21 protein-coding genes are annotated in these 20,122 nt (G+C 65.6%); 9 read left to right on the top strand and 12 right to left on the bottom strand.

Annotated features, from left to right (window positions below; translation table 11 throughout):
- Positions 1-46 precede the first annotated feature (46 nt).
- From ACSU1L_RS15910 to hemE, 5 genes are all read right to left on the bottom strand, one after another.
- The gene (locus ACSU1L_RS15910; RefSeq protein ID WP_439256451.1) at positions 47-322 is read right to left on the bottom strand and encodes a hypothetical protein; all 276 of its coding nucleotides are present in this window, start codon (positions 320-322) and stop codon (positions 47-49) included.
- Positions 309-716 (bottom strand): phage holin family protein, encoded by a 408-nt coding sequence (locus ACSU1L_RS15905; RefSeq protein ID WP_439256450.1) that lies wholly within the window; start codon positions 714-716, stop codon positions 309-311. The genes ACSU1L_RS15910 and ACSU1L_RS15905 overlap by 14 nt, the downstream gene beginning before the upstream one ends.
- A gap of 1 nt (position 717) precedes the next feature.
- Positions 718-1,140 carry a hypothetical protein gene (locus tag ACSU1L_RS15900; protein ID WP_438252783.1) on the bottom strand — a complete coding sequence of 141 codons (423 nt, stop codon included), beginning with the start codon at positions 1,138-1,140 and terminating at the stop codon, positions 718-720.
- Between the two features lie 120 nt (positions 1,141-1,260).
- Positions 1,261-2,754: a protoporphyrinogen/coproporphyrinogen oxidase gene (locus tag ACSU1L_RS15895; protein ID WP_439256449.1), complete on the bottom strand. Its 1,494-nt coding sequence runs from the start codon at positions 2,752-2,754 to the stop codon at positions 1,261-1,263.
- The gene (gene hemE, locus ACSU1L_RS15890; RefSeq protein WP_439256448.1) at positions 2,751-3,779 is read right to left on the bottom strand and encodes a uroporphyrinogen decarboxylase; all 1,029 of its coding nucleotides are present in this window, start codon (positions 3,777-3,779) and stop codon (positions 2,751-2,753) included. Before hemE ends, ACSU1L_RS15895 begins: the two co-directional genes overlap by 4 nt.
- Before the next feature lie 86 nt (positions 3,780-3,865).
- Between hemE and ACSU1L_RS15885 the strand changes: the two genes are divergently transcribed.
- Complete coding sequence (locus ACSU1L_RS15885) at positions 3,866-5,173, top strand: glutamyl-tRNA reductase (RefSeq protein ID WP_439256447.1); 1,308 nt, start codon at positions 3,866-3,868, stop codon at positions 5,171-5,173.
- A 131-nt stretch (positions 5,174-5,304) separates the two neighbouring features.
- Positions 5,305-6,219 (top strand): LppP/LprE family lipoprotein, encoded by a 915-nt coding sequence (locus ACSU1L_RS15880; RefSeq protein WP_439256446.1) that lies wholly within the window; start codon positions 5,305-5,307, stop codon positions 6,217-6,219.
- 161 nt (positions 6,220-6,380) lie between these two features.
- Here the strand turns inward: ACSU1L_RS15880 and ACSU1L_RS15875 are convergent, their stop codons facing one another.
- The gene (locus ACSU1L_RS15875) at positions 6,381-6,731 is read right to left on the bottom strand and encodes a HepT-like ribonuclease domain-containing protein (protein ID WP_438252778.1); all 351 of its coding nucleotides are present in this window, start codon (positions 6,729-6,731) and stop codon (positions 6,381-6,383) included.
- The gene (locus tag ACSU1L_RS15870; protein WP_438252776.1) at positions 6,728-7,171 is read right to left on the bottom strand and encodes a helix-turn-helix domain-containing protein; all 444 of its coding nucleotides are present in this window, start codon (positions 7,169-7,171) and stop codon (positions 6,728-6,730) included. The genes ACSU1L_RS15875 and ACSU1L_RS15870 overlap by 4 nt, the downstream gene beginning before the upstream one ends.
- A gap of 153 nt (positions 7,172-7,324) precedes the next feature.
- Between ACSU1L_RS15870 and ACSU1L_RS15865 the strand changes: the two genes are divergently transcribed.
- The gene (locus tag ACSU1L_RS15865) at positions 7,325-7,897 is read left to right on the top strand and encodes an HhH-GPD-type base excision DNA repair protein (RefSeq protein ID WP_439256445.1); all 573 of its coding nucleotides are present in this window, start codon (positions 7,325-7,327) and stop codon (positions 7,895-7,897) included.
- Positions 7,894-8,316 (top strand): DUF1801 domain-containing protein, encoded by a 423-nt coding sequence (locus tag ACSU1L_RS15860; RefSeq protein ID WP_439256444.1) that lies wholly within the window; start codon positions 7,894-7,896, stop codon positions 8,314-8,316. The genes ACSU1L_RS15865 and ACSU1L_RS15860 overlap by 4 nt, the downstream gene beginning before the upstream one ends.
- A 34-nt stretch (positions 8,317-8,350) precedes the next feature.
- On the opposite strand, the gene ACSU1L_RS15855 is transcribed toward ACSU1L_RS15860, so the two are convergent.
- The 4 genes from ACSU1L_RS15855 to ACSU1L_RS15840 form a co-directional block, all read right to left on the bottom strand.
- On the bottom strand, positions 8,351-9,169 hold the full coding sequence (locus ACSU1L_RS15855; protein WP_439256443.1) for a serine hydrolase domain-containing protein: 819 nt from the start codon (positions 9,167-9,169) through the stop codon (positions 8,351-8,353).
- 29 nt (positions 9,170-9,198) lie between these two features.
- The gene (locus tag ACSU1L_RS15850) at positions 9,199-10,584 is read right to left on the bottom strand and encodes a glycine--tRNA ligase (RefSeq protein WP_438252772.1); all 1,386 of its coding nucleotides are present in this window, start codon (positions 10,582-10,584) and stop codon (positions 9,199-9,201) included.
- Positions 10,585-10,679: 95 nt separating this feature from the next.
- Positions 10,680-11,300, bottom strand: a complete 621-nt coding sequence (locus ACSU1L_RS15845) for a hypothetical protein (RefSeq protein WP_439256442.1) — start codon at positions 11,298-11,300, stop codon at positions 10,680-10,682.
- A 22-nt stretch (positions 11,301-11,322) separates the two neighbouring features.
- Positions 11,323-12,018: a GNAT family N-acetyltransferase gene (locus ACSU1L_RS15840; protein ID WP_438252770.1), complete on the bottom strand. Its 696-nt coding sequence runs from the start codon at positions 12,016-12,018 to the stop codon at positions 11,323-11,325.
- 224 nt (positions 12,019-12,242) lie between these two features.
- Between ACSU1L_RS15840 and ACSU1L_RS15835 the strand changes: the two genes are divergently transcribed.
- From ACSU1L_RS15835 to ACSU1L_RS15825, 3 genes are all read left to right on the top strand, one after another.
- Complete coding sequence (locus tag ACSU1L_RS15835; RefSeq protein WP_439256441.1) at positions 12,243-13,565, top strand: ABC transporter substrate-binding protein; 1,323 nt, start codon at positions 12,243-12,245, stop codon at positions 13,563-13,565.
- Between the two features lie 94 nt (positions 13,566-13,659).
- The gene (locus ACSU1L_RS15830; RefSeq protein ID WP_439256440.1) at positions 13,660-14,604 is read left to right on the top strand and encodes a carbohydrate ABC transporter permease; all 945 of its coding nucleotides are present in this window, start codon (positions 13,660-13,662) and stop codon (positions 14,602-14,604) included.
- Between the two features lies 1 nt (position 14,605).
- The gene (locus ACSU1L_RS15825; protein WP_438252767.1) at positions 14,606-15,520 is read left to right on the top strand and encodes a carbohydrate ABC transporter permease; all 915 of its coding nucleotides are present in this window, start codon (positions 14,606-14,608) and stop codon (positions 15,518-15,520) included.
- A 66-nt stretch (positions 15,521-15,586) separates the two neighbouring features.
- On the opposite strand, the gene ACSU1L_RS15820 is transcribed toward ACSU1L_RS15825, so the two are convergent.
- Entirely contained in the window at positions 15,587-17,356 is a 1,770-nt protein-coding gene (locus tag ACSU1L_RS15820) for a glycoside hydrolase family 35 protein (protein ID WP_439256439.1), read from the bottom strand.
- Between the two features lie 218 nt (positions 17,357-17,574).
- Between ACSU1L_RS15820 and ACSU1L_RS15815 the strand changes: the two genes are divergently transcribed.
- Entirely contained in the window at positions 17,575-18,612 is a 1,038-nt protein-coding gene (locus ACSU1L_RS15815) for a LacI family DNA-binding transcriptional regulator (protein WP_438252765.1), read from the top strand.
- A 57-nt stretch (positions 18,613-18,669) separates the two neighbouring features.
- Positions 18,670-20,112, top strand: a complete 1,443-nt coding sequence (locus tag ACSU1L_RS15810) for an MFS transporter (RefSeq protein WP_439256438.1) — start codon at positions 18,670-18,672, stop codon at positions 20,110-20,112.
- The last annotated feature ends 10 nt before the right edge of the window (positions 20,113-20,122 follow it).

Below are 20,122 nucleotides of genomic sequence, written 5' to 3'. Positions count from 1 at the left end.
TGTGCCTCTTTCTGGAGGCGGGAGCGAAACGTGCGACCGAGCGGGGTCAGCGAGAGATCGCGCGAGCGATCGCCCACACCAGCGCACCGGCGACGGCGGCAACGCCGACCGATGCTGCAACCGCCCCCAGCGGGTTCCGATCGGCGAACGCACGAGCCCGGGCGGCTCCGCGCACGGACGCCTTCTCGATGCGGCGCGGGACGTTGCCCTTGATCTCGATTGCTGCCAGCGCAGCCTTCAGCTCTGCCCGCGCGGATGCCACAGGATCGGTGATTCCGGAGGGAACAGCGGTACGGGGCAGGCTCTGCTCAGACAGTGTCATCACCGGCCTCCTTCACAAGTCGAATATCGGTAGCAACGGCCTGCCCGGGGTTCTCCCGGCGCAGCGCCTTACGGAATTTCAGCAGTCCCAGGAGGACGCACGCTGCCATGCACAGCAGCAGCAACCCGAGCACCGCCAGTGCGGACAGCCAGACCGGCCACCATGATGACAGTCCCGCAACGGCGAAGACGAGAATCATCGGTACGAGCCAGAACAGGAAGAACAGCGCGATGAGGAACCATACGCTGCCGATGCCGGCGTCCTTCGCGGTGCGAGACACCCAGGCCTTCGCCGCGTCGATCTCTGCCTTGACGAGTTTGCTGACGAGCTCCGGAAGATCGCCGAGCAGCGTCAGAAGGCTGTCATCGGCACGGTCACGATAGCCGCGAACCATGTCACTTTCCGTTCGTCGAGGGCTTCTTGGCAGCCGGCTTGGCCTTGCTGGTCGAACCGGTGGAGGTCTTCTTCGCGGCCGCGGCATTCTTTTTGGCCTCGTCCACCGCGTCTTCTACGGCATCCTCAAGATCATCCGCGACCTTGCGGCCGGTGGCGATCGCCGAATCGAGCTTCTTACCCGGGGTGTCTGCGTTGCCTGCGGCCTTCGCGACCTTCACCAGACCGTTCCAGACTGCGCCCGGAACCGCGGCGGCCTTGTCGCCGACGTAGCCCTTGACCTTGGTGACCTGTTCCTGCACTGGATCGAGGTGCCAAACCTTCAACCACTGCGTCTTGATCTGCTCGTAACGCTCACGTCCGGCTCGTGTGCCGAGTACGTATCCGACGCCGAGCCCGACGACGAGTCCGATCTTCCCCTTCATGGGGTCTCCTCACGTTGTTCCGGTCGAGCCGCTGGCGTTGCCGCCGTCGGCCAGGGTTTCCAGCGTAACGCTATATGCCGAAATCGGCATCTACAACAGTGGGGCTTGACAACCCAGCATTCACACCCAGATCAGAGCGCGGCGCAGGCGGTCAGCCTCGAGCTTCGCATCGGGGATGACCTGTGCGAGCCCGGTTCCGGCGACCCATGCACCGACGACCGCCAGAGCATCGATCTGCTCCACAGCAGCCCGCACGGCGCGACGCCGCTCACCTGCCCCGATCAGGGATGACGGCTGAGACTGGGTGAAACGCGCCCGGTGAGCGGTGATGAGGGCCGATGAGGGCAGCGCTACGCCGAGCATCGCCGAAGCCTGCTGCAACGCCAGGCGGGCCGCGGACTCCTCGTCAAGCTCCGCGGTTGCCGGCAGCTCACCCTGCGAGCCGAAGGAAACACGCACGATGTGGCGGCCTCCAGCGGCCTCCCGCAACCAGGACCATTTCGCCGTCGCATGCGTCAGCGCTTTGGCGACGAGGCTGCCCGGTGCGGTCAGCACTCCCGTCCCGCGCGGGAAGGCGTCCAGGGCCGGCGCATCCAGGAGCAGACTCACGATCTCGATCTGCGGCGCCTCGGGGGCCGCACCGAGATCGATCTGCTCACGCAGCAGCGCGCGAGCATCCGATTCGGTCGTGGCGATGATGACGGCATCCGCTGCAATGATTTCGGGCTCGGGCTCGGACTCCTCACTATCCGGGTCGGTGTCCGCGGTCGTGAACGACACGACCCAGCCGTCGCCTGTGCGATCGAGGGCTGTGACGGCAGCGCCGGTTCGGATGACTCCACCCAGATCGACCAGATCAGCTGCCAGGGCATCCACCAGCGTGCTCATGCCGCCGGCCAATGCCTCGACGGCCGAGCCGGGAGCGGACTTCGCGCGATCAGCGCGGTCGGCGACCAGCTGTGCGACGGCGCCGGAGAGCGAGCCGGTGCGGGTGAGCGCCTCGTTCAGTCCGGGAGCGGCAACTTCGACGTCCACGTCGTTCGGGTGAGCGGAGTACACGCCCGCCGTCACCGGCGTGACCAACCGATCGCGCACCTTCGCCCCCATGCGCGATTCGACGAGCTTGCCGAGGCTGTGCTCTTTGCCGATCGTCAGCGGCGGGCGCAAGCGGTCGACGTACGCACGCCATGCCCCGCTCCAGCCGATGATCCGGCGCACGTCCTCAGCGAATGGGTTCGCCGGGATGCCCAGGATGCCGCCTTTGGGAAGTGGAGCCGGGTTCACTCCGGGAACACCGGCAAGCCACGCACCAGCAGGGTTCGGAGTCACGATGCGGTCGGTGAGACCGAGCTCGGCGATCAGCTCGCGCACGTGCCCGCCGCGGGTCGCATAGCTCTCGGCGCCGGCATCCACTGTCAGTCCGGCGAGATCCGCGCGACGGATCGCACCGCCGAGCATTTCTGCCGACTCGAGCAGGGTCACCCGAATGCCGACCTTCGCGAACTCCCGCGCGGCGACCAGGCCGCCGATCCCGCCGCCGACGACGACGACGTGGCGCTCGGCTGCCCGTTCGGCCAGCTCAGCGGTTGCTTCTTCGTCTCGGTCAGTGGTCATGACGCCGTGCGGTGCACAAGCTCCACGATTCGGGTGAGCTGGTCGGGATCGGTTTCGGGCGGCACCCCGTGTCCGAGGTTCACGATGTGCGCACGCGCAGCACGGCCGCGCGCGAGCACGTCGAGCACGTGCTTCTCGAGCACCTCCCACGGAGCCTGCAGCATGGCCGGGTCGATATTGCCCTGCACGGTGACGTCGGGGCCCAGGATGCTGGCGGCTTCGTCCAGCGGCTGACGCCAGTCGACACCGACAGCGGATGCTATGCCGTCCAGACGCATGTCGGTGAGGAAGGGTCCGGTGCCGACACCGAAGTGAATGACCGGCACGTCGAGATCGACCACAGCTGCCTTCGAGTGCGGGGCGATGTGCTGACGGTAATCAGCGGGGTTGAGCGAGCCTGCCCAGGAGTCGAACAACTGCAACGCAGACGCTCCAGCATCGCGCTGCGCCTGCAGGAATCGACGGGAGACGCGCGAGAGCCAGTCGGCAAGTCGGTTCCACGCCTCAGGGTCGGCGTGCATCATCGCCCGAGCGCGCAGGTGCTCCTTCGAGGGGCCACCCTCGATCAGATACGCAGCCAGGGTGAAGGGGGCTCCGGCAAAACCGATCAGCGGCGTCTCCCCCAGCTCATCGATGACGATGCGCACGGCCGCGGTGATCGCGGTGTGATCGAGGTCTTCCGGATCGATCGCCGTGATGCGGTCGACATCGGCGCGTGTGCGCACGGGCTCGGCGAACACCGGGCCACGTCCTGGAACGATCTCGACGTCGACCCCGGCCAGACGTAGCGGGATGACGATGTCGCTGAAGAACACCGCGGCATCCACGCCGTGACGGCGCACCGGCTGCAGCGTGATCTCGGCGGCAAGATCCGGGGTGAGGCAGGCATCCAGCATCCGGGTGCCGACGCGGAGCTCGCGGTATTCCGGAAGTGAACGGCCGGCCTGGCGCATGAACCAGACGGGGGCGTGCTCGGGTCGATCTCCGGCGAGCGCGCGCAGCAGCGGGGCTGTGGGTGAAGGCATGCTGCTATTGTCCCACCAGCCGGCACGAACCGCCCTTTCAGCAGACTCCTCAGCACGCGACGTAAACTGCTGGTGTGCTGCTGTGCGTGACGGCGAGTCACAAGACCGCCTCCTTTGAAATGCTCGAGCGACTGAGCCGCACCCCCGACGACCTTGCGCCGAATCTTCTGCGTATTGCGCCGTGCGTGCAGGGTGCTGTCGTGGTGTCGACCTGCAACCGCTTCGAGGCGTATGTCGAAGTCGATGAGCCGGTGACTGCTGCCGGCGCTGTGGGCGTGGAAGCGGTGCTCGAGGCGATCGAGCAGTCCACGGGCATCACGGCATCCGATCTTGAGGGTGCGTACGCCGTGCATTCGGGTCGCCGGGTCGCCGAGCACCTGTTCGCCGTGGCATCCGGTCTCGAATCCGTCGTCCCCGGCGAAGGCGAGATCGCCGGTCAGGTCCGGCGTGCGCTGAAGGTCGCTCGCGAGGACGGCACCACGTCTCCGGAGCTGGAGCGCCTGTTCCAGCGTGCGAGCCAGGCGCAGCGCAAAGTGAAGAACGTCACCGCGATCGGCCGGGCCGGCCGCTCACTCGTGCGTCTCTCGCTGGAACTTGCCGACAGCCGCATCGCGGACTGGACTGCTGAGCGCGTTCTCCTCGTCGGCACCGGCGCTTACGCAGCCGTCACCCTGGCCACGCTCCGCGAACGGGGCGCAACGAACATCTCGGTGTACTCGCCGTCAGGACGCGCCGAACTCTTCGCGAAGAAGCACGACATCGTCGCGGTGGCTGAACGGGACTACGCCCGCGTCGCCACGGAATCGAGCCTGCTGATCACCTGCACCACGGCGACCGAGCCTGTTCTCGGTCCCGAGCATTTGCAAGCACAAGCCGGTGCTGTCGCGGGCGGATGCCCGATGGGCGCTGCCGATCAGTCGTCGCAGCTCGTCATCGACCTCGGCATGCCGCGCAACGTCGACCCCGCCGTGGCGCACCTCGAGGGCGTCGCCCTGCTCGACCTCGAGACCATTCGGCTGCACGCACCGCTGGAAGAACTGCAGGCGACGGATGCTGCGCGCAGCGTCGTCCGAGAAGCAGCCGACACCTTCAACGTCGTCGGCGACCGACAGAGTGTGACGCCGGCAGTGGTCGCGTTCCGCACGCACATCCTCTCGCTCATGGAATCCGAGATCGAACGTGCCCGAGCCCGCGGTGACGAGGATGGCAGGGTCGAGCAGGCCATGCGCCACCTGGCCGGAGTGCTCACCCACACCCCCACGACGAGGGCGCACGAACTCGCCGCCGACGGGCGTGGGGCGGAGTTCATCGCAGCCCTCGAGACGGTTTACGGCATCAGCCCCGCTGCGGCTGGGGCTGCGGGTGCCGGCCCTGCGGTCGCGGCATCCGCCTGACCGCCCCGCCGTTCCGGTCAACCACCCACCGGTCCGCTCAACCACCCACCGCTCCGGCCGCACTTTATGTTGCTATTCCGCGGTTAGAGCGACACCAATTGCGACCGGAACCTCGTATGGAAGTGAAACACGTGCCTTTGATCTCGCCCGCGTCCCGCCTGCTCGCCCTCGTTACCGTCGGAGTGTTCTCTCTGAGCTTGTCGGCCTGCGGCGCGTCCCCAGCGACCGAAGAGAAGCTTCCCGCCGCTGAGTCCGCGGCCGCGACTTCCGAGCCCACCGCGGAGCCGACTCCCACGGCAGAGGACATCAACGGCCGCTGGTGCCCGACAGCCGAGAGCCCCGCGACCGAGCCCTGCGTGACCATCGCACTCCCGAACGCCACCCGTGACGATGGTTTCGTCATCGACATCGCCCAGCACGGTTCACCCGCCGAAACCGAGGACGGCGGGTTTTCATTCTCAACCGTCGATGCCCCGTTCGGCACCTACTACCCGGCGGGCACAGAGATCGCTGGCGGCACTCCGGATTACTACCCCGGCACCGATCTGCCCGACGCGGACCGCGTCTGGAACGGACAGAGCGGGACGATGCTCGTGCGCGTCGCGACACCGGAGATCACCGCAGCAACTTGCGCAGACGTCACTGCCGGTGAGGCGCTGGCTGCCTGGGGCGGTGAACTGGCCGCAGCTCCCAACGGAACGTGGGATCTGAAGGACGAGATGGGCTGGGCAGATGAGACTTACGATGCCTGCGCGACGCTGTCGTGGATTGTCGTCCCGCTCACGGGCTGCTGCCTGGGCGGTTACCCGTACGAGGTCATGCTCTTCCACAAGGGCGAGTTCGTGCAGACAGCTACCGAGGAGGTCTACGGACGCGCTCCGGAGATCACCCGCATCTCCGAGGACGAGATCGAGATCATCCGGTCGTGGGTTCCCGATGGTGGCTCGGGCGCCGGACCCTACGAGTCCGCAGCCTCGACCTTCACCTGGGACGAAGGCACCGAGGCCGTCGTCCGCGAGGGGGATCTGCCGCCGTATTCATTCTGACCTGCGGTCAGCGCGGCCGAGTGCAACACCGGATGCACGGTCCTACACATCACCGCCGCCAATTCGCCACTGACCGACGACCCGTTCATGCTGTTGGAGGGGATGTCCTCGACCAGCAGATGCGCTAACCATGGGGTTCGTCCGGCGATGCAGATCTCTGGTCAATCATCGACCGCTTCGGCGAGAAGCGATGCGATCGCTTCACGCACGCGGGGAAGATCGACGTTGAGGGTGGCCCACACTGCGTCATAATCGGTCGCCTCGTAGTGATGCGCGAGCCGATCGCGCATGCGCTTGATGCTCGACCAGGGCACCTGCGGGTTCGCGACGATCGTTTCATCGCTCAACCGCGCGACATTCTCACCAATCTTGATGATGATCGATTCGGCCGCAAGCCCCGGTGTGTTGAGATCATCCGAGACGTACCACTCGCGGCCTCGACCGGCGAGTCGGGTGCCGTTGTCGCACAACCGCACGATCTCACGCAACGACCGTTCGTCCCTATCGCTCACGCGGCCACCGCTGTCCGGAGGATCGGATGATCAGCGGGGAGCCCTCCGTCTGTGACCACGTCGATCGGAACGCCGAGCAACTGTTCGGCGGCGAAGGCGAACTCAGCGATCGTCAGCAATCCGACGTTCGGCGAGCGGGTGACAAGGATATCGAGATCGCTCAGCGCAGTGTCCGTGCCCTGCGCGGCGGAGCCGAACACGCGCACGTTGTTCAGCCCGTACTCCGCAGCGAGCTCCTTGAGTTCGTCACGATGCTGTTCGAGCGCCTCGTGAGGGAAAGGGCGCATGGCCGACCGCAACCTATCGACCATTGCCGCCGACGGATTCCGCCGCCCTGACTCATAAGCGGCGATGTTTGGCTGCGCAACACCGCTGCGCAATGCGAGCTGCGCTTGGCTGAGCCCAGCTCGCTCGCGCAAATCGCGCAACACTTCACTCATATCATGATGATATCGCGCCGAAGGATTCCGGGAAAGGGGAGAAATCGGGCATCGAGCACCCCCTGCAGCATCGCCCGCTTGCAATGTACGAAGCGCCATCACGCGCATCAGCCCATGGGGTCTGGCGGCGGTCACCCCTGGCAGACTGGATGCATGGCCCTTCACATCACCGGAGACAGCGCCGCCGACACGCTTCTCACCGACAACCCCCTCGCACTGCTGGTCGGAATGCTCCTTGACCAGCAGGTTCCGATGGAGACCGCGTTCGCCGGCCCGCTGAAGATCGAGCAGCGCACCGGCGCTGTGGATGCCGCCGCCATCGCCAGCATGGATCCCGAGGCCTTTTTCGAAGCATTCCGTCAGACGCCGGCTGTTCACCGCTTCCCCGGCTCGATGGCGACGCGGGTGCAGACGCTCTGCCAAGTACTGGTTGAGGAGTGGGGTGGGGATGCTGCGGCGCTGTGGACGACGGGCGACCCTGATGGCCCCGAGGTGCTGAAGCGGTTGAAGAAGCTCCCCGGCTTCGGAGAGCAGAAGGCGAAGATCTTTCTCGCACTTCTGGGCAAGCAGTACGGCTTCACCGGCGCAGGCTGGCGCGAAGCGGCCGGTGACTACGGTGTGGAGGGTTCGCTCCGCAGCGTCGCCGATATCGTCTCGGTCGAGTCACTGACGAAAGTGCGCGAGAACAAGAAAGCGATGAAGGCTGCCGCGAAGGCAGCGAAGTGAAGCAGACCGGAGGCAGCGTCGGCGCCTTCATCGCCGCTGTCACGCCAGCTGGACGACGCCGGGATGCCGAAACGCTCACGGCCGTGCTGCAGGAGATCTCCGGACGCGAGCCCGAGCTGTGGGGAACGATCATCGGCTTCGGCAGCTGCCACTACCGCTATCCGACCGGCAGCGAAGGCGATATGCCCGTGCTTGCCTTCGCGCCGCGCAAGACGGCATCGACGCTCTACCTCGATGACACCTCTCGGCACGGCGAGGCGCTCGCGCTTCTAGGCCCGCACACTACAGGCAAGGGGTGCCTGTACATCAAAGATCTCGAGGCGGTCGACCTCACGGTACTGCGTGGCATCCTCGAGAATGTGCTCTCCTGGACGGAATCCGGGGGCAGCGAAGGGGTTGAGCTGACTATCACCGGCTGACGCGCCCGCCGCCGTTCACCGGCTCGAAAGCCGGTCAGCGTCCGCCGTGGCGTGCGACGATCTCTTCGGTGAGCGCGGGCCAGATGCGCTTATGGTCGTCACCGAAGGCGACCCCCGAGAGGAATGCCGCGGCGATGTCTCGGGAGCGGTCGATGAACAGAAAACTGCCCTGCCCCCCGAAGTGTCCGGCTGTCTCGGGCGGCATCGTGTCGCTCAGCCAGTGCGGACTCTTGGAACCCTTGATCTCGAATCCCAGTCCCCACTGGTTGTCGTCGAACGAGCCGTAACCGGGCACGACGCCGCGCAGCCCGGGTCTCGACACCATGAGCGCGAGGTCGCGCAGCTCGACGGGAACCAGCTTCGGTCGCAGCACCTCGCGACCGAAGATCAGTAGATCGGCGATCGATGCCCGGTAACCCGCCGACGGTCTACCGACCACTTCAATGTCAGTCATCCCGAGGGGCCCTGTGACCTCACGAGTCATCCATTCATCGAACGGCATGCCCACGGCCTCGGCCACGTGCGTGCCGAGCGCGTCGAACCCGGCATTCGAATAGATGCGTCGCGTTCCGGGCTTCGCCTGCGTCTGCTCACCCTCGAACGGCAGCCCGCTGGTGTGGTCGAGCAGGTTCAGCAGCGTGGAACCCTCCGGCCCGGCTGGTTCATCGAGGTCGACGAGCCCGCGCTCGACGGCGATGAGCACGCCCCAGGCCGAGATGGGTTTGGATACGGATGCCAAAGGCAGCACCGTGTGCGAATCCCCCTGCACAGCCAGGGTCGCCTCAGGGCCGGTAACGCCGATCAGGGCTGTATGCGGGAAGCCGTCGGTCGCGGCGAAAGTCGTCGTCTCCATCCCGCCATCGTCCCACGATGCTGTCGCGGTCAGGCGCCCTTCAGCCGCTCGGCGAGGTAATCGTTCAGCTCGGCAACCGGAACGCGCTCCTGCGACATCGTGTCGCGGTCACGGACCGTGACGGCGTTGTCGTCGAGCGAATCGAAGTCGACGGTGACGCAGAACGGGGTGCCGATCTCGTCCTGACGACGGTAGCGGCGGCCGATGGCGCCGGCGTCGTCGAAGTCGATCGCCCAACGGCCGCGCAAAGAATCGGCGACCTCGCGTGCGAGCGGCGAAAGCTTCTCGTTGCGCGACAGCGGGAGAACAGCCACCTTGACCGGAGCCAGGCGTGGGTCGAGCTTGAGCACCGTGCGGGTGTCGGTGCCGCCCTTGGCATTGGGCACCTCTTCTTCGACATAGCTGTCGACGAGGAACGCCATCATCGAGCGCGTCAGACCGAACGAGGGCTCGATCACGTACGGCGTGTAGCGCTCACCGGATGCCTGATCGAAGTAAGACAGGCTCTGACCGGATGCCTCGGAATGACTGCTGAGGTCGAAGTCGGTGCGGTTGGCGACACCCATGAGCTCGCCCCACTCGGAGCCGGGGAAGTTGAACCGGTACTCGAAGTCAATGGTGCCAGCCGAGTAGTGCGCACGCTCATCGTCGGGAACATCGAAACGACGCATGTTGGTCGGATCGATTCCGAGGTCGACGAACCATGCCCAGCACGCCTCGACCCAGTGCTCGAACCACTCCTGCGCGTCAGCCGGCGGGACGAAGAACTCGATCTCCATCTGCTCGAACTCGCGCGTGCGGAAGATGAAGTTTCCGGGCGTGATCTCGTTACGGAATGCCTTGCCGACCTGGCCGATGCCGAACGGGGGCTTCTTCCGGCTGGCGGTGAGCACGTTCGCGAAGTTCACGAAGATGCCCTGCGCGGTCTCAGGGCGCAGGTAATACAGGCCCGATTCGTCATCGACGACGCCGAGGTAGGTCTTGACCAGACCGGAGAACGACCGCGGTTCGGTCCACTTGCCGCGCGTGCCGCAATCGGGGCACGCGATGTCGGCCATCCCGTTCTCGGGCTGGCGGCCCTTCTTGGCTTCGAACGCCTCGAGCAGGTGATCCTCGCGGTGACGCTTGTGGCACTGCAGGCACTCCACGAGCGGGTCGCTGAAAGTGGCGACGTGCCCGGAGGCTTCCCAGACGCGCTTCGGGAGGATGATCGAGGAGTCCAGGCCCACCATGTCGCCGCGGCCGCGAACGAAGGTCTGCCACCACTGGCGGCGGATGTTCTCCTTCAGTTCGGTTCCGAGAGGACCGTAGTCCCAAGCCGAACGGGAGCCGCCGTAGATCTCACCCGCTTGGAAGACGAACCCGCGGTGGCGGGCGAGGCTAATGACCTTGTCAAGACGGGACTGTTCGGCCACGGTGGCTCCAATGGTCGGATGCGGCGGGGGTTGCGCCCGTGAATACGGGCGATTCAATCCTATCCGCGCTGTCGCTGACGATCAGCCCCGGGTGCTCAGCGGTTCGGGAAAGCCTCTCCACCGCCGCTCGCGAGCGACTCGGCGACGATGCGGATGTGCTCGACAGCCATCTCCTGCGGAATCGGCGGAAGGACGTCGTCCCAGAATGCGAGAGCCGCACCACGCCCTTGCATCATCCCGGCAGGGCGTGCGAGCGCCCAGAGGTGCAGGTGTGCGGATCCGTCGTTCCAACGGCCGAAGTGACAGCGAGCAACACCGGGAATTGACTTCACTGCCTCAGAGACGCGCTGCATAAGCGGTCCGAGCGCGGCAAGAACCTCGATCGGAGCGTCCTCGAGCAACCAGTGCTCACGAGGTGAGATCGCCGCAATGAACGGCAGCCCGCTCGGCTCTGCCATGACCCGCACCTGCCAATGCTCGTCCTGCCAGATCGTCCCTGGCGACGGCAAGCACGGTCGGCACTCGGAGCTGTCCACCTCGCCGCCGCGCGGGTTCTCCGGCACAAGCATCGCCTCAAGGGGGCGCATCCGAATCTCTTCGAATGCCCAGGGCAGCCCGTCGCTCAGGGCCGAGGCGTCCAGACGTTCACCGATCGGCAGTCGGGAATGAAACGGGGACTCTGCGGGATGCTGCGCGAACTCTTCCTCGGGGCTCATCCGTCCATATAAGCAGAAGCCGTCAGGACGGATCGGTGAACAGGTACCCGCGCTCGGCGTCGAAGCCGGAGAGGGTGAGTCCGCGTCCGAGCAGCTCCTCCATCTCCCCGCGCAGGCGCAGACGCCATTCGTGGGCGGCATCCGGATCTGATGCGCGCATCGTCTCGACGTCCGAGGGAATCTCCAGCGTCGCAGCGATGGTGTCATCGGCGGGCCGCTTGGCGATGTCGGCCAGCATCCACTCGACGTCCAGACGGTCACTTTCGTCGCCGGCGTCGCCGCCACCGAAGATGCCGTAGTTGTTCACGGAATATCCCGTCACCCGTGCGCCGAGCACCGTGAGGAAGAAGTGAGCGTTGCGCGCAACGAGCGGATCGAACGTCCAGGTAACTCTGCCGACATCACGCGAGAACGCCCACTGCCGCTGGTGTTCCTTGAGCTCACGCCCCCACCCGCGGCCGCGATAGTCAGGCAGCAGCGCGGTGATGTGCGAGTGCATCGTGCGCTGGCCGGGAACGCCGAAGAAGGCGATGGATGCTCCGACCATGCGCTCCACGCCGGATTCGTCGTCGAAGAATCCGACGACGTAGTTTCCGGACTGCTCCAGCGCACGGAGGGTTCCCGCATCGATCACGCGCTCCGGCCCGCGGATAGCATCCAGCAGGGACTGCGCCTCAATGATGAGCTCAACGGTGTCTAGATCACGTATGGTTCGCACGCCTCCAGTCTGCCCCGCAAAACCCAATACAGACCCCGAACTGCTCATCCCGGCGCCGCGGTAGCAATGTCAGCGCACGACATCTTTGGATTACAGTCCAGTCACAGCACGGCAATCCTCGCTTGTGAACGCAAACATTTCGAGGTTTAATGGTTCCACGGCGCTTGTGTCACAGCATCCGTCTCGACCGTCAGTCACATGACCCTCAAAGAGGAGAACACCTCATGGCAACCACACGAATCACACGCACGGCCGCCGTCGTCGCCGTCGGCGCTATGTCGGCATTCGGGCTCGCTGCGTGCAGCTCGGCCGACACCGGTAACGGCTCCGGTGGCAACACCGCCGAAGGCGAATCGATCACGATCGAGTACATGCACCGCCTCGACAACGGCGCTGACATGGCTACCGTCGCTGAGATCACCGAGCGCTGGAACGAAGAGCACCCCGATATCCAGGTCAAGACGACCAAGTTCGATGGTGCCGCGACCGACATGATCCTCAAGCTGGAAACCGATGTGAAGGCCGGCAACGCACCGTGCCTCGCTCAGGTCGGTTACTCCGAGGCTCCTCAGCTCTATGTGAAGGGTCTTCTCGAAGACGTCACCACCGAGGCGGAGAAGTACGCAGACAACTTCTCCGGCGGAGCATACGCCGGCATGCGCGTCGGCGACGTCGTCGTGGGCCTGCCCCAGGATGTCGGCCCGCTGGTCTACTTCTACAACGCGGCAGAGTTCGAGGCTCTCGGCCTCGATGCTCCCGCAAACATCGAAGAGCTCACCGCTGACTCGGTCACGGCAGCTGTCGCTGGCAAGTACCTCACCGCTTTCTCGCCGGACGAGGCCACGCACTGGCTCGCCGCGCAGTCCGCTGCCGCCGGCGACACCTGGTTCTCGACCGAGGGCGACGAGTGGGTCGTCAACGCTGAGGGCGAAGGCTCGCAGACGGTCGCCGCTTTCTGGCAGAACCTGCTCGACACCAACCAGACCCTCAAGGCCGACCGCTGGGGCGAGCCCTTCACGATCGCGCTCAACGACGGCAGCCTGATTGGCCACATCGGCGCAGCGTGGGAGGCAGGCTTCCTGCTCGACTCGCTCGATGGCACCCCGGCCGAAGGCCAGTGGCGCATCGCCCAGCTGCCCGACTTTGGCGCCGGCGCCATGACCGGCCCCGACGGCGGATCCGGCGTTGCAGTCTTGAAGGGCTGCGAGTACCCGGCCGAGGCCATGGAGTACAACAACTGGTTCAACACGCAGATCGACGACCTCTCCTCGCAGGGTCTCGTCGTCGCGGCCGAGGGCACGCCCGAGACCAGCGAGAAGATGCTGCGCCAGTTCGGCGACCAGGACGTACTCGCTGAGCTTGCCACGGCCACCGCGAACATGAACCCGGACTTCCCCTACGCTCCCGGATTCTCCACCCTCGCCGCCATGAACGAGACGGCAGCCGCCGTCGTCGCCGGCGACGCGCAGGTCGCAGACATCTTCACCACCGCGCAGCAGACCGCGGTCAAGGCTCTGACAGACCTCGGTCTGCCAGTCGCCGAGTAACTCCCCCGCTCTCTGAGCAGCCAGTTCCGGCGGAGGACACGACGATAGTGTGTCCTCCGCCGGACCTATTTCTTCCGAAAGGTGAGATCACGCCGTGACCACTACCGCTGAGACCATCGGCCACCGGCCGCGTACGAGAAAGGGCTTCCGCGCTCGGCAGGAGGCGCGCAACGGCTGGCTGTTCATGGCCCCGTTCGCCATCTTGTTCACCGTGGTCTTCCTCATTCCGATCATCATCTCGGTGCGCTCGGCGTTCTTCTCGCAGGTTCCCTCCGGTGGTGGCCTGTTCGGTGGCGGCGAGCTGGTCGACACGTTCGTCGGGTTCGACAACCTGGCCGCGGCTGCCACCAACGGCGCATTCTGGGCAGGCATGGGGCGCGTCGTCCTGTACGCCGCATTCCAGATCCCGGTGATGATCATCGTCGCCCTCGCGCTGGCGCTGCTGCTGGATTCATTCATCGTGCGGCGCCCGGCGTTCTTCCGCCTCGCCTTCTTCCTTCCCTTTGCGATCCCGGGCGTCATCGCCGCCATGATCTGGCTGTACATGTACACCCCCGAGGTGTCGCCGTTCATGCAGTTCCTGCCCGAGGGAACGAACTTCATGGCCCCGGGCACGATCCTCGCGTCGATGGCGAACATGACGACGTGGACGTTCACCGGTTACAACATGCTGATCTTCCTCGCAGCCCTCCAGTCGATCCCGCGCGAGCTGTACGAAGCCGCCCGCCTCGACGGCGCCAACGGGTTCCAGATCGCCATGAAGATCAAGGTCCCTATGGTGCGCGGCGCCGCGTTGCTCGCCGTCCTGCTTTCCATCATCGGCACGATCCAGCTCTTCAACGAGCCGATGATCATGGAGGGCGCGAACTCCTGGATGGGCCTGGATTACACCCCCATGATGCTGACCTACAACTCGATGATGGGCGAGATTTCGCCGTCAGGCAGCGGTCCCGCATCCGCATACTCCCTGCTGATGGCAGTCATCGCCGGCACACTCGCCGTCGTGTACTCCTTCGCGCAGCGTAAGAAGGCGAACTGATATGAGCACTACTTCTCTGATCACCGCACCGGTCAAGCGCAAGCCGCTGAAGGCGACGTCCGGCGACATGCCGCCGCGTTCAATCGCTCCCGGCCCGGTCGCCAAGACCTTCGGCATCATCGCGCTCGTCTTCGCCCTGGTGTACTTCCTGATGCCGGTCTACTGGGTTTTCGTCGCATCCACCAAGAGCAACGCCGACCTGACGAACACATTCGGATTCTGGTTCGCGAACTGGAACCTCGACACCAACTACGCCAGCCTCATGAGCTGGACGCAGGACCTGTTCTGGCGCTGGGTGGGAAACTCCATCCTGTACTCGACGCTGGCCGGTGTCATCGGTACCCTGTTTGCGATCATGGCCGGCTACGCGATCGCCAAGTTCGTCTTCCCGGGTAAGAAGATCGCTGTCACCGTCATCATGGCGGGTCTGCTGCTGCCCGTCGCGCTGCTGACCGTGCCGCTGTACATGGAGTTCCATGCCCTGGGCCTGACGAACACCATGTGGGCGATCATCATCCCCTCGGCAGTCTCACCGTTCGGGGTATTCCTCGGCATGGTCTACGCCGAATCCTCGGTGCCGACCGAGTTGCTCGAGGCTGCGCGCATCGACGGCGCGAGCGAAGCCCGGATCTTCTTCACCATCGTGTTGCGCCTGCTGTCGCCCGCGATGGTCACGATCTTCCTGTTCATCTTCGTGGCCACCTGGAACAACTTCCTGCTGCCGTTGATGATGATCTCCAGCGCCGAGTTGAAGCCGGTGACTCTGGGACTGTACGGCATGATGAGCTACTTCGCTCCGGAGAAGGGCGCGGTCATGCTGGGCGCGCTGCTCGGCGTCATCCCGCTGATCATCCTGTTCTTCAGCCTGCAGCGCTACTGGCGCTCGGGCCTGGCAGCCGGTGCTGTGAAGGGCTGATCGCCAGAACACAGAAGAGGGGGAAGATGCCGTGCTGGCGTCTTCCCCCTCTTTATGTGTGTCCGGTCAGGAACCGATGAATTCCTCGACAGGGCCGTACTCCGGCGTCTCGCGCAGCTCGACGGCGGTCGGGAGCGCATCCGTGTCGAGCACGACGATCTCGTTCGCGCCGGCATTCCACAGCGGAGCGGGTGCGTACAGCGTGAGCTGGGGGCCCCGCGACCAGTAGCGGCCGAGCAGGAAGCCATTCAGCCACACCATGCCTTTGACTCCGCCTGGGAAGGCGAGCCAGGAGTCCGCCGGGGCCTCGACCTCGACGGTCGCAGTCGCGAGGCCCGCCGTATCTGGGGTTCCGGTCGCCGTCGGCACCTCGAGCGGAAGCGCGCGGTGCGTCCAGCCGTGGATGTACCGGCGACCGTTGACGCGAACGCCGCGCAGGATGCCCTTGTGCTCGCCCGTGAGAGGACCGTAGTTGATGCGTCCCAGGCTCTCGACGAGGATCGTCAGGATGCCGCGACGCGCGCCGCCAGGAACGGTGAGCACGTGCTCACCGTCGTGCTCCATGACGCCGATGCGCTCGTCATCGATGAAGACGACAGCACGGTCTCGCAGGCCGTCGATGTCGATCTTGCTGTCCGCGGGGATGTCGATCTGCGCCTGGTAGACGACGATGCCGTCCTCGACGCCCAGCTGCTCGAACGTCTGCGGCATCGGGGAGGCCCCGCCGACTGCGGGCAGAGTCTCGAGCATCGCGCGCAGGCCGATGGTCGCCGTCAGCGCGACGGTCTGTGCCGCCTGCACCGGGTTCGGCGCGGGAACGGCAGGCAGTTCCTCGTCGTGGAACGGCGCGAAGGCGGCGCGCAGCGCGTCGAACTTCGCGTTGGTCGATCCGTCTTCGCCGATCGGAGCATCCGAGTCGTAGCTCGTGATCGTCGGCTGCACGACGCGGTCGTAGTTCGCGCCAGCCCACAAACCAAAGTTTGTGCCCCCGTGCGCCATGTACATGCTGACCGAGCCCCCGGCTGCAAGCAGCGCGTCGACTGTGCTCATCATGCTGTCGGCCGAACGCACGTGATGCTGCTCGCCCCAGTGATCGAACCATCCACCCCACAGCTCACTGCACATCAGTGATTGGCCGGCGGGAAGGAGGGCTTCAGCCTCGGCGACGCCGGTGCCGAAGGTGAATGTGGTCATCGCACCCTCGGTAGCTCCGTGCGTAACCATGTCACGCTGCGTGCCATCGGCGGTGGTGAGCATCTCGACGATGCCGCGCGAGGTCAGCGCATCGCGCTGCTGGCGGATGTACTCACTGTCACTGCCGAACGAGCCGTACTCGTTTTCGATCTGCACCGCGACGATCGGTCCACCGTGGGCCGCCTGCAGAGGGACCATCCGCGGGATCAGTTCGTCGTACCAGCGGTCGACTGCGGCGATGTACGCGGAGTCGCTGGTTCGGATCGCCGAGGTGCGCCCGGTGAGCCAGAACGGCAGGCCACCGTTTGACCACTCCGCGCAGATGTACGGGCTCGGACGCAGGAAGACGTCGAGGCCCACGTCTCCCGCCAGACGGATGAAGGATTCCAGGTCGCGCCAGCCGTCGAAGCGGATGTCGCCCTCGACGCGCTCGTGGAAGTTCCAGGCCACGTAAGTGTCCACAGTGTTTGCGCCCATAGCGGCGAGTCGACGGAGGCGGTCTTCCCACTGGTCCGGGTGGATGCGGAAGTAGTGCATTGCGCCGGAGAGGATGCGGTGCGGCTGTCCGTTGCGGAAGAGCTGCCCGTCCCGCCAGACGATCGCCGGGTTCAGACCCGGGGAAGGCGAGAATGCTTGATTCATCAGGGACTCCTGCGTGACTATCCCAATCCGGAATTTCTCCGAAGCGGGGACGGATGCCTGTCGCACGAGGCTGCGCGCGACACACCTGGAGAGCTCTTCCGTCCCGAGAGGCGTCACTGCGCAGTCTGGCATGACAAAAACTGTTTGCGTTCACATTATTGCACTAATGACCAAGGAACGCCTCGCCTTCGAGCCCCGCGATCACTAGCATGGGGGGCATGTCACCCCGCCGGGATCCCGCTGATCGCGCTCCCAATCAGAACGATGTCGCCCGTGTCGCCGGCGTCTCCGCGCAGACCGTTTCACGCGTCATGTCGGGACAGAGCAATGTTCGCCCTGACACGGCACGAAAAGTTCTCAATGCCGTGGAGGAACTCGGCTACCGTGTACATGCGGCGGCCGCCTCACTCGCATCCGGCCGTACCCGCGTCCTCGGCGTGATCGTGCTGAGCACGAACCGCTACTCCACAGCCGCCCTCGGCGTCGGGATCGAGCGCGTCGCAGCCGAGAACGACTTCACTGTCAGCACAGCATCCGTGTCGGATCACGCCCCCATCGAAGAGATTCTCGCGGCCTTCGATCGCCTCGAGCGCCAGGGAGCAGAAGGCATCATCCTCGGCGTTCCGGTGTCGCTCGATCATGCCGGAATGCGAGCGCGAACACAGCGCACCCCATCGACCCACAACGTGCGCGTCTCCCCCGAAGAAGACGCCGCGTTCGCCGTCGATCAGACCGAGGTCGCCCGGCTGGCCGTCGAGCATCTGCTGGAGCTCGGTCATGAAACCGTCTGGCACATCTCCGGCGACGAGTACTGGACCGAAAGCGTCCAGCGCCGCGAGACGTGGGAGCAGGTGCTGCGCAGCCACGGCATTGAGCCCCCGCCCGTGATCCCCGCGGACTGGACCAGCGAATCCGGCTACCGCGCCGGACGCACGATCGCGGCGATCCCGGGCGCGACCGCGGTGTTCGTCAGCAGCGATGAGATGGCATTTGGTGTCATCCGCGCACTCCACGAGGCCGGCCGCCGCGTGCCAGAGGACGTCTCGATCGTGAGTGTCGACGACATCGCGCTGGCCGCTTATGCGGCCCCTGCCCTCACCACGGTGCGCCAGCCTTTCGAAGAGGTGGGCGCGGCAGCGGCCCGCCGTGTCATCGCCGAGATCGAAGGCACCGAACCTCAGGGGGAAGTGCCGCGCGTGGAGCCGACCCTCATCCTGCGCGCATCCACCGCTCCACCGAATCTGCGCCAGGACTGATCAGCTGATTGCAGCGCCACGGACCGCCGCCGCTTCGGACACCGATAGCCTGAGATGATGCGAGACGGTGATGAGCGAGCGAGAAAGCGACTCTCCCGCTCCCCGAATCGCGCTCTGACGGTTGCCGCGCTCGCTTTCGCCGGCCTGGTTTCGGCGTTCATGTTCACGCTCGTCGTGCCGCTGCAGGCCGAGCTGCCGCATCTACTGAACGCATCACGCGAAGACACCACCTGGGTCGTCACGATCACCCTGCTCGTCGCCGCCATCGCCACGCCGATCTCCGGGCGTCTCGGCGACATGTACGGCAAGCGCCGCGTCGTGTTCGTCCTGCTGGTGCTGCTGATCATCGGCTCCGTGATCGCGGCTCTGTCGACGTCGATCGTCGGCGTCATCATCGGCCGCGCGCTGCAGGGCGCTGTCACCGGTGTCATTCCGTTGGGCATCGCCATCATGCGCGACATCCTGCCCATGAATCACCTGGGCACCGCCGTCGCGCTGATGAGCGCGACGATGGGTGTCGGTGGTGCACTCGGGATGCCCCTGGCCGCATACCTGGCACTCAATGCCGACTGGCACTCGCTGTTCTGGCTCGCGGCCGGGCTCGGTGTGATCGGGCTGGTGCTGATCTTCTTCTTCGTCCCCGAGGACGTTCTGCTCGCGCCCGGACGCCTGGATATTCTCGGCGCCCTGGGCCTTGCCGCAGGCCTCACGGGCCTGCTGCTGTACGTATCGCGCGGGGCCGAGTGGGGCTGGACCTCACCCATCGGGCTGAGCCTCGTCATCGGCGGTGTCGCCGTTCTCTTGCTGTGGGGCTGGTATCAGCTACGAACGAAGGACCCACTGCTGGATCTGCGGGTTGCCGCTCGTCCCGCTGTGCTCTTGACGAACATCGCCGCGATCGGGATGGGCTTCGCGCTCTTCTCGTCCAACGTCACGTTCCCGCAGATGCTCGAGCTGCCGGTGGAGACGGGCTCAGGCTTCGGGCTCGACATGGTCACCGCCGCGTTCATCATCATGCCCGCAGGCCTGGTCATGATGGTGATCTCACCGCTGTCCGGCTGGCTCGAGCGGACGATCGGACCGCGACCGCTGTTCACCGCCGGCGCGGCCGCGATCGTCATCGCCTACGTATTCGTGCTGGTCTGGTCGAGCGAGTGGATGCACATCCTCATCGCCAATGCGATCATCGGCGTCGGAATCGGGTTCACCTTCGCTGCCATGCCGATGATCATCATGCGTTCGGTGCCGGCTAATGAGACGGGAGCCTCGAACGGCCTCAACGCCCTGTTCCGTTCGGTCGGCACCTCCAGCGCCTCCGCTGTCATGGGCGGGGTGCTGGCTGCGATGAGCGTCGAGGTCGACGGCGTCGCGATCCCCACGCGGGAAGCCTTCAACGTCTGCTTCTGGCTCGCGATCGTCGCCGGGATCATCGCCCTGGTGCTGTCGCTGCTCATCCCGAAGAACCGCTCGATCGAACCGCGACCGTCGCTGCCGAGCTGACCGACCACTG

It is taken from the genome of Microbacterium sp. A94, from assembly GCF_051842855.1.
In the GTDB taxonomy this organism is placed as follows: Bacteria; Actinomycetota; Actinomycetes; order Actinomycetales; family Microbacteriaceae; genus Microbacterium.
Note: the sequence above shows the minus strand (reverse complement) of the source record. Positions and strands in the feature narration are given on the sequence as shown.